Here is a 13,918-nt window from a genome sequence, read left to right as displayed (position 1 = left end):
GCAGGTCTTCTCTCAGCCGATCCGCACGCGCTCGTCGCCATGCGCCGTCACCACCTGGCCGATGCGCCAATGCGCCAGCGACTGCGCATCCAGCGCCTGCTCCAGCGTGGCGGCCTGCTCGGGCGAGGCGATCAGCACGAAGCCGATGCCGCAGTTGAAGGTGCGCCACATTTCGGCATCGGCCACCGCACCTTCGCGCTGCAGCCAGGCAAAGACCGGCGGCAGCGTCCAGGCAGTGGCGTCGATGTCCAGACCCAGCCCTTGGGGTATCACGCGGATGATGTTTTCGGTCAGGCCACCACCGGTGATATGCGCCATGGCGTGGATCGCCTCGCCATGCGCCTTGAGCAGGGCCAGCACCGGCTTGACGTATAGCGCGGTCGGCGCCATCAGTGCGTCGATCAGCTTGGTGCCATCGTCCAGCACGTGTTCGGCCGGCGCACCGGCGCGCTCGTAGATCTTGCGGATCAGCGAATAGCCGTTGGAATGCGGGCCGGAGGAGGCAATGCCGATCAGCAGGTCGCCGTCGCGCACCTGCTCGCCATCCAGCAGCTGCGATTTTTCCACCGCGCCCACGGTGAAACCGGCCAGGTCGTATTCGCCCGGCGGGTACATGTCGGGCATTTCGGCAGTTTCGCCGCCGATCAGTGCGCAACCGGAGAGCTCGCAGCCACGCGCGATGCCGCCCACCACCGCCGCGGCGGTGTCCACATCCAGCTTGCCGGTGGCGAAGTAATCCAGGAAGAACAGCGGCTCGGCGCCCTGCACCAGCACGTCGTTGACGCACATGCCGACCAGGTCGATGCCGATGGTGTCGTGCCGTCCCAATTGCTGAGCCAGCTTGAGCTTGGTGCCCACGCCGTCGGTGCCAGAGACCAGCACCGGCTCCTTGTACTTGCCGGACAGGTCGAACAGCGCGCCGAAGCCACCCAGGCCGCCCATGACCTCGGGCCGGAAGCTGCGCTTGACCAGCGGCTTGATGCGTTCGACCAATGCGTTGCCGGCATCGATGTCGACCCCCGCGTCGCGGTAGGTCATGGGCGAGGGGCTGGAAGGCGTCTGGCTGGTCACGGGCGGGGGTGGCTCGGCGGTAAAGGCGGCGATTTTAGCAGCCACGTTGGCGCTAGCGCCCCATTCGGGCAACAATTCACCCGGATACGCTTATGTCATGGAACCGTCGATGCGCTGCAGTCTCGCTTTCTTTCTCGCCCTCGTGGTCGCCATGCCCGTCGCTCCGGCCTTTGCGCAAGCAGATCTGCGCACCGAAGGCGACGTTGCCAAGGCGCAAAGTGCCTACGACGCCGAAGTGCCGGTCAACAGCCAGAGCGAATCCGATCGCCCCGGCGCACTGGCACGTGCGCTCGGCGCCGTGCTGGGCAAGGTCTCCGGCGACCGCGCCGTGATGAGCCGCCCCGGCGTGCCGCAGGCGCTGCGCAACGCGCCGAACTACGTCGAGCACTACGACTACCGCCAGGATCAGGGCACCTCGCGCACTGGCGCGCCGACCTTCCGTACGACCCTGGTGGCACGTTTCCGGCAATCGGATGTGGATGGCCTGATCGCCGCGCTGGGCTTGCCGGTGTGGCCCTTGCCGCGGCCCAAGCCGGTGCTGTGGTTGGCCATCGACGACGGCAGCGGCCCACGCCTGGTTGGCGTGGCACAGGCCAATGCCGCGCGCAGCGTGCTGGACCGTGCGATCGAACGTGGCTACCGCCTCGGGCTGCCGAGCGGCGCCGCCGCCGAGCAGGCGCTGGCTGGCGCGATCTGGCGCAAGGACACCGCCGCGGTGTCGCGCGCCTCGGCCAAGTACAGCCCACCAATGCAGTTGATCGGCAAGCTCTACCGCAACGCTGCCGGCTGGACTGCCGATTGGGTCTTCGTGGACAACGGCAATGTGCTGTCCAGCTGGACCAGCAGCGACGGCGATGCACGCCGCGCCATGGCGGCCGGCGCCGACGGCGCCGCCGATGCGCTGGTCAAGCGCTACGCCAAGCGGGTGGATTCGGGCGTGCCCGGTGTCTACCGCGTGGTGATCACCGGCATCAGCAGCGCCGACGACTACCTGCGCGTGTCGGCCGCGCTGCAGGGCGTCTCGGTGGTACGCAGCATCCGCCCGGTCAGCGCCAATGGCGACCGGATGGAATTGGACCTGGAATTGCTCACGGGTATTTCCGGCCTCAACCGTATGCTCGGCGACAACAGCCCGCTGGTCTCGGTCTCGGTACCGACCGAAGGCCCGATCATTCTCGAAAACGAGCACGCCGAGTACCGTCTGAAATGACTTTGACTCCCGAAGCCGAAATTGCCCTGTTCCTGCGTCGCCTCAAGTGGGCGGCGGTGATTGTCGGTGTGTTGTGGGTGGTCTCGCTGCTGGCGCCGATCCTGACCCCGTTCGTGCTGGCGCTGTTGCTGGCCTGGCTGGGCGACCCGCTGGTGGATCGCATCGAACGTGCCGGACGCTCGCGGAATGTCGCGGTGATGCTGGTCTTCGTGCTGGCGACGCTGCTGTTCGTGCTGGCGCTGATGATTCTGGTGCCGATGATCGAGCGCCAGATCATGACCTTGATCGATGCGCTGCCGCAGATGCGCAACTGGGCGATTGGCACGGCCATCCCGTGGCTGGAAGCCAAGACCGGCATGCAGCTGATGGCCTGGCTGGATCCGGAGCGCTTGATCGACTGGATCCGCAGCCATTGGGAACAGGCCGGTGGCGCCGCCAAGACGCTCTTCGGCTACGTGTCGCGCTCGGGCTTTGCGATGGTGACCTGGGTGATCAACCTGGCGCTGCTGCCGATCCTGGCGTTCTACTTCCTGCGCGACTGGGATCGCCTGGTCGAACGCGTGGCTGCCGTCATCCCGCGCGCCTACATTGGTACCGTGAGTCGCCTGGCACAGGAATCCAACGACGTGCTCGGTGGCTTCATCCGTGGCCAGTTCCTGGTGATGCTGGCGCTGGGTGCGATTTACGCCACCGGTATGTCCATCATCGGGCTCAACCTGGGCCTGTTGATCGGCATCATCGCGGGCTTGATCAGCTTCATTCCGTACCTGGGCGCGACCACAGGCATCGTGCTGGCGCTACTGGCAGCCATCGTGCAGGCACAAGGGCTGGATCTGAAATTGCTGGTCGGCGTGGGTGTCGTGTTCACGGTGGGCCAGCTGCTGGAAAGCTACGTGCTCACGCCGCGTATCGTCGGCGACAAGATCGGCCTGCACCCGGTGGCGGTGATCTTCGCGGTGATGGCCGGCGGCCAGTTGTTCGGCTTTCTCGGCATGTTGCTGGCATTGCCGGTCGCGGCAGTGGCCAACGTGCTGTTGCGCTATGCGCATGAGCAGTACACGCGCAGCGATCTGTATGCGGGCGAGCGCGCCGGCATCGTGCTGCAGTCCACGCCCGAGCGCAGCGTGATCATCGACCCCAGCAAGGACCCGGACCGGTTGTGAGTGTTCCGCAGTTGCCGCTGGCGTTGCGCGCGCCACCCGATCAGCGTTTCGACAGTTACATCGCCGCGCCCGACGGCCTGCTTGCGCAGTTGCAGGCGCTGGCTGCGGGGCATGTGAGCGATTGGTTGTATCTCTCCGGCCCCGCCGGCACCGGCAAGACGCATCTGGCGCTGTCACTGTGCGCCGCCGCCGAGCAGGCCGGGCGCACTCCCGCGTATCTGCCGCTGCAGGCGGCCGCCGGCCGCTTGCGCGATGCGCTCGAAGCGCTGGAAGGCCGCGGCGTGGTCGCTCTGGATGGCGTGGAAAGTATCGCCGGCCGACGCGACGACGAAGTGGCGTTGTTCGATTTCCACAATCGCGCGCGCGCGGCCGGCATCACGCTGTTGTACACCGCGCGACAGATGCCCGATGGGCTGGCGTTGGTGTTGCCGGACCTGCGTTCGCGGCTGTCGCAATGCATTCGGATCGGGTTGCCCGTGCTCGACGATGCGGCACGCGCGGCAGTACTGCGCGACCGCGCGCAGCGTCGCGGCCTGGCGCTGGACGAAGCGGCGATCGACTGGCTGCTGACCCACAGCGAGCGCGAACTGGCGGGGCTGGTGGCCTTGCTGGATCGTCTGGATCGCGAATCGTTGGCCGCAAAACGCCGCATCACCGTGCCATTTCTGCGGCGTGTGGTAGCGGGGATGCCGGGACCCGGATAACGCAGAAGCGAAGCGGATCGCGCTGCAGTTGTGCCGTGTGTTGGATACGCTGCGGTGGATCGGCGGCAGGTAATGCCCACGCCCTGGCGCGTCAGCTTTTCTCCGGTCCCGCCAGTTCCCCCTGCAGCGCGGCCAGCCGCTGCGGCGTGCCGACATCGGTCCAGCGTCCGGGGTGGTGGATGCCATCGATCAGGCCCTCCGCCATCTTTGCGCGCAAGATCGGCGCCAGCGCAAAGCGCGGCGCAGTACCAGTCTGTTCCGGCAACTGGCCAATGACCGATTGCCAATCGCGCAGCAGCGCTGGTCGATACATGCCAATGCCGGAATAGGTGAGCGTCGCGGGCAGATCTGCGCGCACCTTGCCATCCGCATCCAGCGCGAAGTCGGCGCGCGCTGCGTAGCTGGGGCGGTCGACCAGTACCAGCTGTGCAAGTCCTGCGGGTGCCTGCGGCAAACGGGAAAAATCGAAATCCGTCCAGATGTCGCCGTTGATCAGCAAAAAGGGCGCATCGCCTAACAGCGGCAGCGCATGCAACATGCCGCCGCCGGTTTCCAGTGGCGTGGTCCCTTCGTAGGAATAGGTCAGCCGTAGACCGTAGGCGCTGCCGTCTCCCAACAGCTGCGGAAACTGCTCGGCCAGCCACGAGGTATTGATCACCGCCTCGTCCACGCCCAGCGCCGCCAACTTGCGCAGATGCCACACGATCAACGGCGCACCACCGACGGACAGCAGTGGCTTGGGCGTGTGCTCTGTCAGCGGGCGCATGCGCTCGCCGAATCCTGCCGCAAAGATCAGCGCCTTCATGCCGTGGCCTGCTGGGCACGCGCAGCCAGCGCGGGCTTGATCACCGCGTCAAGCAGGCCGATTAACGGCGCAAGCTCGGCGTAGCGCGGCAGTACTTCGTCCAGATACGCCATGAAACGCGGCACATTGTCCAGATACCAATGCTTGCCATCGCGATGACTCAGGCGCGAGAAAATCCCCAGGTTTTTCAGGTGGCGCTGCACGCCCATCCAGTCCGCATCGCGCAGGAACTGCGCCAACGGCGGTACCGGTAATCCAGCCGCTGCGGCACGTGCGTGATAGTGCTGCAGCCAGCTGTCTACGCGAGCGATCGGCCAGCTCACCGAAGTGTCCTTGAACAGGCTGATCGGGTCGTAGGCAATCGGGCCGATCACGCAATCCTGGAAGTCCAGCACCGCCGGGCCATCGGGCACCGGCATCAGATTGCGCGGCATGAAATCGCGGTGGGTGAACACGCGCGGCTGGGCCAGCGCGTTGTCCATCAGACGGCGCTGCACCAATTGCAACTGCTCGGCATGGGCGCAGTCCAGCTGCACGCCCAGGTGGCGGCCTAAAAACCACTCTTCGAACAAGCCGGCATCGCGTTGGAGCAGCGCCTCGCCAAACACGCCACTATCGGCAGGTGGGGGAATTCTTTGCAGCAGCAGCAGCTGGGCAATCGCGCCATCCAGCAAGTCGTCGGCGTTGGCGTCGGTGAGCACCTGTGCCAGCGTCGGAACGCCCAGATCCTCTAGCAGTAAAAAGCCCGTTTCCAGATCCTGCGCAAGCACCTGAGGCACGCGTACCCCATGGGCGCCCAGAAGTGCATGCATGCGCAGCCAGGGCGCCACGTTTTCCAGCTGTGGCGGCGCATCCATCAAGATGCGATCCACGCCACGCCCGCGCGTGCGCCAGTAGCTGCGAAACCCCGCATCGACCGATGCGCGCTGCAGCGAAGCGTGTGGATCGTCGAGCGCTTGTTGTGCCCAATGCAGGCGAAGCGCGTCGCGCGCAGGATCCGGATGAAGTGACGTCATGAAGAGAGAAGGCGTAGTGGAGTGATGGATAGACGCGGAAGAGACGCGTTGAAACGCTCAGCGCTTGCTGCCACTGAACAACCGCAACAACGCCAGGATGGCAATCGCGCCGAGCAGCGCGCCAAGGAAACCGGCCGGCTCGCCCGCGCGGTACCACCCCATGTAGCGGCCAAACCAGCTGGCGACCACGGCACCGGCAATGCCCAGCACGATCGTCAGCAGGCAGCCCAGACGTTGGGTACCCGGCGTAATGAAACGCGCCAGCAGCCCAACCACAAAACCGACCAGCAGAATGTAGAGCCAGCTGTCGCTACCAAACAGATGATTCATCGCAGCACCGAAGGTGGACGGGATCGGCAGACTAGCATTTCGGATGTCGCTGCCTCACGCAGCGAGCATTGGAGCGCGCGGGCCGATGCACTGCCTTCAGCATGACATGGTCATCGGCTCCTGCTACCAAGCGCTCATGGTTCGGGCAGTGACTCCCGGGAAGTTGTCTTCCTTCAGAAAGAAGCCGTCTTTCGATAAACAAACCCCTGCGGGAACCCTTGCCGACTTGGGTGTGCAAAGAACGCCAGTTCTGCGCTGGGCAATGCGCGCCAGGCACGTCCCGAAGAAGAGCAACCGATCTCCCCTCTGCCAGCGGCAGAGGGAATCGGGTAAGGATGCGGTCCAGGCAGTACGTGGAGCCCGGCGGCCAGGTTGCGCCAGCAAGCCTGAGCGCCAAAGCGGGTCAGCCCGACGACCACGGCGCACCCGCTCATCCCCACTTAAAGCGCAGCCCCACCTTTCATGAAATCGATGCGCGCCAACCGCACGCATCGATGAAGCCACAACTCAACAGCAACCATGCCCACCATGACGGGTGCCGCTATCGGCCGCCACCGGCGAGCCGCTGGTTTCGCCGCGCAGGCAGGCGGCGTGATGGTCGGCAATCACCTGCGAGACGCAGGCAGTCACGCGCTTGCCCATCGGGATGTGCAGGAACTCGTTGGGGCCATGCGCATTGGAATGCGGGCCGAGCACGCCGGTGATCATGAACTGCGCGCCGGGAAACTTCTCGCCAAGCATGCCCATGAACGGGATCGAGCCGCCTTCGCCCATGTACATCGCCGGCTTGTCGAAAAAAGCCTGGCTGGCGTCGTCGATCGCCTTCTCCAGCCATGGTGCCATCGCCGGTGCATTCCAGCCGGACGAGGCCTTTTCCAGCTCGAGCGTCACCTGCGCGCCATTGGGCGGGTCGCGCAGTAGTGCGGCCTTGAGCAACTCGCCGCAGGCCTTGCCGTCAGCCGTTGGCGGCAGTCGCAGCGACAGTTTCACCGCGGTCTGCGGACGCAGCACGTTGCCGGCCGACGCCAGCGGCGGCATGCCATCCACACCGGTAATCGACAGGGCCGGGCGCCAGGTGCGGTTCAACACCAATTCGGTGAGGTCCTCGTGCATCGGCACCAAGCCATCGACCATCGGGAACTTGTCGAAAATCGCGGTATCCAATGTGGCAGCGGCGGCCTTCGCTTGGGTCAGCCGCTCGGCGGGCACCTCCACATGCAGGCCATCGAGCAGGATGCGGCCGGTGGTTTCGTCTTCGATGCGGGACAGAAGCTGGCGCAGCAGGCGGAAGCTGGACGGCACCACGCCCGACGCATCGCCCGAGTGCACGCCTTCTTCCAGCACCTTGACCATCAGGTTGCCGCCGGTCAGCCCGCGCAACGAAGTCGTGCACCACAGCTGTTCGTAATTGCCGCAGCCCGAGTCCAGGCACACCACCAGCGACGGCTTGCCGATGCGCTCGGCCAGATGGTCCACATAGGCCGGCAGATCGTAGCTGCCCGATTCCTCGCAGGCCTCGATCAACACCACGCAGCGCGCATGCGGCAGGCCCTGGTTGCGCAGTGCCAGAATCGCGGCCAGCGACCCGAAGATGGCATAGCCGTCGTCGGCGCCACCACGCCCGTACAACTTGTCGTCGCGCAACACCGGCTCCCAGGGGCCCAGGTCCGGGTCCCAGCCGGTCATCTCCGGCTGCTTATCCAGATGACCGTACAGCAGCACGGTGTCCTCGCCCGATTCGGGGCCGGTGGCCGGAATCTCGATGAAGATCAATGGTGTGCGGCCTTCCAGGCGCACCACCTCGACTTGCATGCCGTCGATGGCCTGCGCACGCGCCCAGGTCTCCATCAACACGACCGCCTGCTCCATGTAGCCGTGGGCCACCCAATCGGCATCGAACATCGGCGACTTGTTGGGAATACGGATGTAATCGACCAGCTGCGGGACGATCTCGCGGTCCCAGGTGTCGCTGAGGAATTGGTCGATCTTGGCGCTGTCCATGGAGGCTCCGAATGCGTGACGTAGCCGCACATTCTACGCCCGCCTCGGGGGGTAGGTATTTCCCTACAAGGCGGCGCGCAGTTCACCGGCTGTGTGAAAAGTTCGTTGGCGATAGGATTGCTGCATGTGGCGCGGGACACTGGCTCCGCCGGCAGGAATGCTGGCTAGGACCATCACCCAAGCCACAAGGAGCGTTGCAATGAAGTCATTTACCGTAGTCCTGAAGTCCCTGCTACTGGCGTTGTTGTTGTCCTCGAATGCGTATGCGCTCGACAAGGTCGATATCAACACCGCGTCTGCTGAGGAATTGGACAAGGTGCTGATGAATGTCGGGCGATCAAAAGCCGAGGCAATCGTCGAGCACCGTCAGGCAAACGGTCCCTTCAAAAGTGCCGAGGAACTGGCACTGGTCAAGGGCATCGGACTCAAGACGGTCGAACGGAATCGCGACCTGATCGAAGTTGGAGCCACGATGGCTCCAGCCAAGAAGGCTGCCAAGGGGGCGGCGGTGAAACCGGTGGGACGGCGTTAAGGGGAAGGGATCCGAGATACGGTTCGACGCGAGGATGCGTGGCCGCAACCTAACTGGACAGGATGTCTGGGGGATGGCTGGAAGCCGACAAGGACGTGGAATCGCCCGGTGTTGCACTTGGATGTGCAGCCGGGCGTTTTTCGTTTTGGCCTGTGAAGATCTTGGGATCGCGCATCGCCAAGGTGTGATGAAGTGGACAGCAAAACATGGTGGGCAGTCTTCAGGCTGAGTGACTGCTTCAAAGCCTCCAAGTGTTCGAGTGACTCATGCGTACCAAGTATTGGTAGAGCCCGCCTTGCGATGGGTCGTGGCGTCAGCCCGCCGCTTGATGTTCAGGTCACTGGCTATGCGTCTTGCCGATAAAGACAGACGAAGCGGCAAGATACAGCCTGATCTCGGGGCGTGAGCTTGAGGCACAATGCGCCGATGCAGCTGACAGACCTGAGCAGCCGGGTGATTCCGGCCAATGAGTACCGCCGTGAGCGGTGGCGCAATCAGTTGGGTTGGACGCGGGAGATCCTGCGTGTGGGCGATACAGCGCAATGGGCATTGCGGCTGTCGATTGCCGAAATCGAGCAGGATGCCGCGTTCTCGGCATTCCCGGGCATCGATCGTGAGTTGGTGCTGCTTCGGGGTCATGGCATGCGTTTGACGTTCGGCGGTGGCGATACTGATGTCCAAGCCGCAACCAAAGCCAAACCCAAAGCCGAAACCCATATCCATACCGGTGCTAGTGAGATTGCCAGCGCTCGTGTGACCGTCAGCGCCGAGAATGCCGGAGCCGAAACCGAAACCGAAACCGAAACCGAAACCGCTGCGGGTGCCTGGAAGGGTGTTGGTTTAGACGCGAGTGGCGCAGAGAGTGTTGGCGAGCATGCTGCTGTCGATGGATCTTTGAGCGCTGGTGAGCGCCTTGCTGCAAACGCTTCGGGCAGCAGGCGATGGGTGGACTTAGTACCGCCCTATCAACGCGTGCGATTTGCCGGCGAAGAGGCGGTTGAGGCAGTGCTGCTGGACGGACCTACCCAGGATTTCAACCTGATGTGGCGGCGCGATGTGCTGCAGACCGAGCTGCTGCATCGTCCTCTGGTCGGCACCATGTTGTTCTTTGCCGACCCAGGTAGCGCCTGGGCGATTCATCTGCTTGCCGGCCAGGCCAGTTTCGGGCGCGACAGCGGTTTGCCGCCGTTGGCGGCTGGCGATACCGCGTGGTTGAGTGCAGCGACGCGCACCCGTTACGTACTCGACGGTGGCGGCGAACTGTTGGCGATCCGGGTAAGCCCGGTCTAGGGCCTTCTTCACGTATCTGCGAGCAGGGCGCGCTCTTGGCACGCGCCCGGATGCATTCGTGTCAACGCAGACAAGCGACGGCATCGCTGTGCCACCTGGCTAGGGAACAGTGCAGGCGCCGGGAGTGGTTCCGGCAATTCCAGGGGGAAACCAATGAGTACCATCAGCTCGGTCGGAGCCGGCTACGCCGCCTACACGTCCTATGCAAGCCGCAGTGCGACCACCGGCAACGCCGCATCCGCCGCACAGGCGGAAAAAACCAATCCGCTGACGCAGTTGTTCAAATCCATCGATAGTGACAGCGATGGCAGCCTGACCGCGTCCGAGCTGTCGACCGCGCTGTCGTCCAATAGCAATGACGACAGCAAGATCGACATCGACGGGCTGCTGAGCATGCTCGATCAGGATGGTGGCGGCACCGTCAGCGAGAGCGAACTGGCGCAGGCCTTGCCGCCGCCTCCGCCACCGCCGGGTGAGCAAGGACAGGATGTGCAGTCGTTGTTTGCCGGCCTGGACAGCGATGGCGACGACAGTGTCAGCAGCGGTGAATTGAGCACGCTGGTCAATGGCGACAGTGCGTCGAGCACGCAGCTGCTGGACCTGCTCGACAGCGACAAGAGCGGGGCGCTGAGTCTGCAGGAACTGCAGGAAGCGATGCAGCCACGCGATCCGCCGCCGCGACCGCCGTCATCGGCCGATGCATCCAGCAGCGACGGCACACAGCAGGCCTATGCAGCGTTGATGCAGATGGCCGTGGGGCAGTACCGCAGCATTGGCGGCAGCGCGACAACGAGCAATCTGGTCGATCTGGCAGCGTAATGCGGTGATCGAGAGAGAATGGGGAAGCCGGAGCGCGGTCCTGGATCAGCCGGCGCGTCTAGCGCGCAGCCACCGCAAGCAGGGATGTTGCGGATTTCAGCAGCAGACGCGCTGCGGGTATCTGCGTAATCGCTTTGTTGAGCGCTTTTGGCGGTGCCGCGTGCGGTGGTTCAGTACACGTCGCGGCGATAGCGCCCGCTGCCCAGCAGTTCCTGGCTGACATCGGCTCCGAGGATGCAATCCAACGTGCGGTCGAGTTCGGGTGCCATGCCGCGCAGGCTGCCGCAGACGTAGATACAGGCATCTTGATCGATCCAATGACGCAGGCGGTCGGCGGCTGCGGCAAGTGCGTGTTGGACGTAATGCGGTGGCTGCGGTTGATCGCGCGAGTAGACAAGCTCCAGGCGTTCGATCCAGCCGTCCTGGTGCCACTGCTGCAACTCGTCGGCATACAGCGCGTCGTGCGCGGCATTGCGTTCGCCGAACAGCAGCCAGTTGCGCCGCGCGCCGGCTGCGATGCGTGCACGTAGATGCGCGCGCAGACCGGCGATGCCGGTGCCGTTGCCGATCAGCAGCATCGGCTGGTCGGGTGCGGGCGGGTGGAAGCCGGGGTTGCTGCGCAAGCGCAGCGCGATGGGCGCGCCTATCTGTGCATGGACGCAGAGCCAGCCGCTACCCAGCCCCAGGCTGCCGTCGGCGTGCCGATGCTCGCGCACCAGCAGTTCGGCATGGCCTTCCTCGGGGATGGAGGCAAGCGAATAGTCGCGATGGGGCAGGGTGACCAAACTGCGCACCAACGCATCTGCGTCCAGTGGTGAAGTTGTGCCTGTTGCTGTTCCCGTAGCTGTATCAGTGCCTTTACCTGTGCCCGTAGTTGGGTCGATTCTGACTTCGGCATCGGCATCGGCATCGGCATCGGCATCGGCATCGGCATCGGCATCGGCATCGGCGCCAGCCATAGCACTAGCACTAGCACTAGCACTAGCACTAGCTCTGAGGCTGGCACCGGCATCCACATCGGTACCGAGAGCGGCATCGGTATCGACGGGAAGTTGCGCGCCGCCGAGCCAGTCGCGCAGGGGGCGGCCGTCGATCTGCTGCGCGCCATCGTAGTGGTTACGCCGCAGCCAGGACTCGACCGCATCCGGGGTGTGACGCGGTGCGATCTCCGCGATATCGCCTGCGCTCCACTGCGGCAACGCGCCATCGCATGGCGTCAGGCGCAGTCGGTAAATCGGCGCACCCGCACTGCCGGGATTGACGTGGACACGTTCGCGTAGCTTCCAGGTGGTGTAGGTGGGCAGGCTCCAGTCGGGTTGCGTTGCCATTGCGGGCGCCAGTTCCGCCAGACGGCGTTGCCAGTGCTGCAGGGCGTTCGGGTCAGCGTTATCGACCTCGATGCGTTCGAACAGGCGAGTGGCGCCGCGCGCCTGCAGGCGATCGTCGAGGCGTCGGCCGAACGCGCAGTAGTGCGCGTAACCACGGTCGCCAAGCGCCAGCACTGCGTACTGCACCGCCGTCAGATCCTGCGCGTGGTCGGCACGCCAGGCGCGCTCGGCGGCCTGCGCATGGTCGGGCGCATCGCCTTCGCCGGTGGTGCTGACGATGCACAGCAGCCGCGGCACGCGTGCGAGTTGATCGCTATCGACGGCTTCGATCGGCAGCGCATGCGCGCCGACGCCAGCCGATTGCAGCGCGGCAACGCTGCGTTGCGCCAGCTCACGCGCAAATCCGGTCTGGCTTGCCCAGACGATCAACACGCCGCTGGCGTCTGCGCGTTGTGCGCGGACGCGCTTGCGGGCACGCAGCAGCACGACCGCACACAGGCCGAGATACAGCGCCAGGCCGAGTGTGGCCAGTTGCCAACGATGCGGCGTGGGTGGGCTCCACCATGCGCCCTCATGCAGGCCGGCCAGCCAGCCGACGATGACCGCAAGCGCCAGCAGAACCAGCCCGTTGCCCAGCCACACGCGTGAGGTGGCGCTGCTCATGACGCGGGCAGGTGGCGTTCGAATGCCGGGCTCATGGATTCGAGCAGGATGCCGTCCTTGCGTGCCAGGAATCGCACGGCCAGTTCCGCCTTGCGTGCATGGGCAAGACCGGCATCGACGCCAAGCACGGTCATCGCGGTGGCCCAGGCATCGGCCTGCATCGCATCGGGCGCGAGTACGGTGACCGCCGCAGGGGCATGCGGAACGGGCGCGCCGGTGCGTGGATCGAAGGTGTGCGTATAGCGTGTGCCGTCGGCATCGAAGCGGTGCCAGCGATCGCCGGAGGTGGCGACCGCCAGGCCGTCCAGCGCCAGCACGCGTGGTGGTAGTGCGCTGCCGGCGTCTTCGTCGGGGGCGGATTCGACCAGCACGCGCCACACGCTGGTATCGGGCTTGCGTCCGTAGCCGAACAATTCGCCGCCGACCTCGATCAATGCACTGTCGATACCCGACTGCAGCAATGCGCGATGCACACAGTCCACACCGAAGCCCTTGGCGATGCCGGACAGATCCAGTGCCACTGCGCCTGGCTGCAGCACACGCTTGCCATCCAGCTGCAGGCGTTGCCAGCCGCAACGCAGGCTCGCCAATGCGATCGCCTGCGCTTCCGGCACACGCCGGCGCGCGCCGGCGGCGCCGAAGCCCCATAGCTCGACCATCGGACCGACGGTGGGGTCGAAGGCACCCTCGCTGGCCTGTGCGATCTTCAATGCTGCGCTCAGCACTGCGTGGAATTCGTCGGGCAGGTGATGCCAGCTGCCCGCCGGTGCGCGGTTGTAACGGCTGATATCCGAATCGACCTCCCAGGTACTCATCTGCGCGACCACGCGATCCAGCGCGGCCTGGATGCACGCATGCAAGGGGTGCAGATCGCGTCCGCGCGGCGCCACCAGCTTCACGCTCCAGGTGGTGCCCATGCTGCGGCCGCCGAGCGTGGCAATGGCGTGGTCGGCGGAAGACGATGCGGGCATGGACGGGTCTTATGA

General features: G+C 65.0%; 13 protein-coding genes. 6 read left to right on the top strand and 7 right to left on the bottom strand.

Features of this window, described 5'->3' with window-relative positions; genetic code table 11:
- Nucleotides 1-12: 12 nt before the first annotated feature.
- Nucleotides 13-1,146: a phosphoribosylformylglycinamidine cyclo-ligase gene (purM, locus tag ACDH77_RS14180; protein ID WP_031423598.1), complete on the bottom strand. Its 1,134-nt coding sequence runs from the start codon at nt 1,144-1,146 to the stop codon at nt 13-15.
- A 22-nt stretch (nt 1,147-1,168) separates the two neighbouring features.
- On the opposite strand from purM, the gene ACDH77_RS14175 reads away from it, so the two are divergent.
- From ACDH77_RS14175 to hda, 3 genes are read left to right on the top strand one after another with little or no spacing between them, the layout of a single operon-like run.
- On the top strand, nt 1,169-2,281 hold the full coding sequence (locus tag ACDH77_RS14175; RefSeq protein ID WP_031423596.1) for a DUF2066 domain-containing protein: 1,113 nt from the start codon (nt 1,169-1,171) through the stop codon (nt 2,279-2,281).
- On the top strand, nt 2,278-3,444 hold the full coding sequence (locus ACDH77_RS14170) for an AI-2E family transporter (protein ID WP_014090688.1): 1,167 nt from the start codon (nt 2,278-2,280) through the stop codon (nt 3,442-3,444). The genes ACDH77_RS14175 and ACDH77_RS14170 overlap by 4 nt, the downstream gene beginning before the upstream one ends.
- On the top strand, nt 3,441-4,148 hold the full coding sequence (gene hda, locus ACDH77_RS14165) for a DnaA regulatory inactivator Hda (RefSeq protein ID WP_005913349.1): 708 nt from the start codon (nt 3,441-3,443) through the stop codon (nt 4,146-4,148). Before ACDH77_RS14170 ends, hda begins: the two co-directional genes overlap by 4 nt.
- A gap of 91 nt (nt 4,149-4,239) precedes the next feature.
- Here the strand turns inward: hda and murU are convergent, their stop codons facing one another.
- The 4 genes from murU to ACDH77_RS14145 all read right to left on the bottom strand — a co-directional run bounded on the left by murU (nt 4,240) and on the right by ACDH77_RS14145 (nt 8,300).
- Nucleotides 4,240-4,953 carry an N-acetylmuramate alpha-1-phosphate uridylyltransferase MurU gene (murU, locus tag ACDH77_RS14160; protein WP_031423594.1) on the bottom strand — a complete coding sequence of 238 codons (714 nt, stop codon included), beginning with the start codon at nt 4,951-4,953 and terminating at the stop codon, nt 4,240-4,242.
- Nucleotides 4,950-5,969: an aminoglycoside phosphotransferase family protein gene (locus ACDH77_RS14155; RefSeq protein WP_031423592.1), complete on the bottom strand. Its 1,020-nt coding sequence runs from the start codon at nt 5,967-5,969 to the stop codon at nt 4,950-4,952. Before ACDH77_RS14155 ends, murU begins: the two co-directional genes overlap by 4 nt.
- A 57-nt stretch (nt 5,970-6,026) precedes the next feature.
- Nucleotides 6,027-6,299, bottom strand: coding sequence for a GlsB/YeaQ/YmgE family stress response membrane protein (locus ACDH77_RS14150; protein WP_005913344.1), 273 nt, complete (start codon nt 6,297-6,299; stop codon nt 6,027-6,029).
- Between the two features lie 507 nt (nt 6,300-6,806).
- Nucleotides 6,807-8,300, bottom strand: a complete 1,494-nt coding sequence (locus ACDH77_RS14145) for a M20 family metallopeptidase (protein WP_008572625.1) — start codon at nt 8,298-8,300, stop codon at nt 6,807-6,809.
- Nucleotides 8,301-8,457: 157 nt separating this feature from the next.
- Here ACDH77_RS14145 and ACDH77_RS14140 point away from each other — a divergent pair, with 157 nt between their 5' ends.
- From ACDH77_RS14140 to xopAW, 3 genes are all read left to right on the top strand, one after another.
- Nucleotides 8,458-8,832, top strand: a complete 375-nt coding sequence (locus ACDH77_RS14140; protein WP_008572623.1) for a ComEA family DNA-binding protein — start codon at nt 8,458-8,460, stop codon at nt 8,830-8,832.
- A 426-nt stretch (nt 8,833-9,258) separates the two neighbouring features.
- Nucleotides 9,259-10,122 carry a HutD family protein gene (locus ACDH77_RS14135; protein ID WP_372353510.1) on the top strand — a complete coding sequence of 288 codons (864 nt, stop codon included), beginning with the start codon at nt 9,259-9,261 and terminating at the stop codon, nt 10,120-10,122.
- Nucleotides 10,123-10,275: 153 nt separating this feature from the next.
- The gene (xopAW, locus tag ACDH77_RS14130; protein ID WP_008572619.1) at nt 10,276-10,941 is read left to right on the top strand and encodes an EF-hand domain-containing protein; all 666 of its coding nucleotides are present in this window, start codon (nt 10,276-10,278) and stop codon (nt 10,939-10,941) included.
- Nucleotides 10,942-11,111: 170 nt separating this feature from the next.
- Here the strand turns inward: xopAW and ACDH77_RS14125 are convergent, their stop codons facing one another.
- Both ACDH77_RS14125 and ACDH77_RS14120 read right to left on the bottom strand, forming a co-directional pair.
- Nucleotides 11,112-12,932 (bottom strand): flavodoxin domain-containing protein, encoded by a 1,821-nt coding sequence (locus tag ACDH77_RS14125; protein WP_372353509.1) that lies wholly within the window; start codon nt 12,930-12,932, stop codon nt 11,112-11,114.
- Entirely contained in the window at nt 12,929-13,903 is a 975-nt protein-coding gene (locus tag ACDH77_RS14120; RefSeq protein WP_031423584.1) for an FAD:protein FMN transferase, read from the bottom strand. Before ACDH77_RS14120 ends, ACDH77_RS14125 begins: the two co-directional genes overlap by 4 nt.
- Between the last annotated feature and the right edge of the window lie 15 nt (nt 13,904-13,918).

This window comes from Xanthomonas axonopodis pv. maculifoliigardeniae, from assembly GCF_041519315.1.
GTDB classification, from domain to species: domain Bacteria; phylum Pseudomonadota; class Gammaproteobacteria; order Xanthomonadales; family Xanthomonadaceae; genus Xanthomonas; species Xanthomonas euvesicatoria.
Note: the sequence above shows the minus strand (reverse complement) of the source record. Positions and strands in the feature narration are given on the sequence as shown.

Excerpts from the sequence above, each read along its gene's own strand:
- ACDH77_RS14175 (WP_031423596.1), top strand. The coding sequence starts at position 1,169 with ATGGAACCGTCGATGCGCTGCAGTCTCGCTTTCTTTCTCGCCCTCGTG.
- ACDH77_RS14170 (WP_014090688.1), top strand. The coding sequence starts at position 2,278 with ATGACTTTGACTCCCGAAGCCGAAATTGCCCTGTTCCTGCGTCGCCTC.
- murU (WP_031423594.1), bottom strand. The coding sequence starts at position 4,953 with ATGAAGGCGCTGATCTTTGCGGCAGGATTCGGCGAGCGCATGCGCCCG.
- ACDH77_RS14155 (WP_031423592.1), bottom strand. The coding sequence starts at position 5,969 with ATGACGTCACTTCATCCGGATCCTGCGCGCGACGCGCTTCGCCTGCAT.
- ACDH77_RS14150 (WP_005913344.1), bottom strand. The coding sequence starts at position 6,299 with ATGAATCATCTGTTTGGTAGCGACAGCTGGCTCTACATTCTGCTGGTC.
- ACDH77_RS14145 (WP_008572625.1), bottom strand. The coding sequence starts at position 8,300 with ATGGACAGCGCCAAGATCGACCAATTCCTCAGCGACACCTGGGACCGC.
- ACDH77_RS14140 (WP_008572623.1), top strand. The coding sequence starts at position 8,458 with ATGCTGGCTAGGACCATCACCCAAGCCACAAGGAGCGTTGCAATGAAG.
- ACDH77_RS14135 (WP_372353510.1), top strand. The coding sequence starts at position 9,259 with ATGCAGCTGACAGACCTGAGCAGCCGGGTGATTCCGGCCAATGAGTAC.
- xopAW (WP_008572619.1), top strand. The coding sequence starts at position 10,276 with ATGAGTACCATCAGCTCGGTCGGAGCCGGCTACGCCGCCTACACGTCC.
- ACDH77_RS14125 (WP_372353509.1), bottom strand. The coding sequence starts at position 12,932 with ATGAGCAGCGCCACCTCACGCGTGTGGCTGGGCAACGGGCTGGTTCTG.
- ACDH77_RS14120 (WP_031423584.1), bottom strand. The coding sequence starts at position 13,903 with ATGCCCGCATCGTCTTCCGCCGACCACGCCATTGCCACGCTCGGCGGC.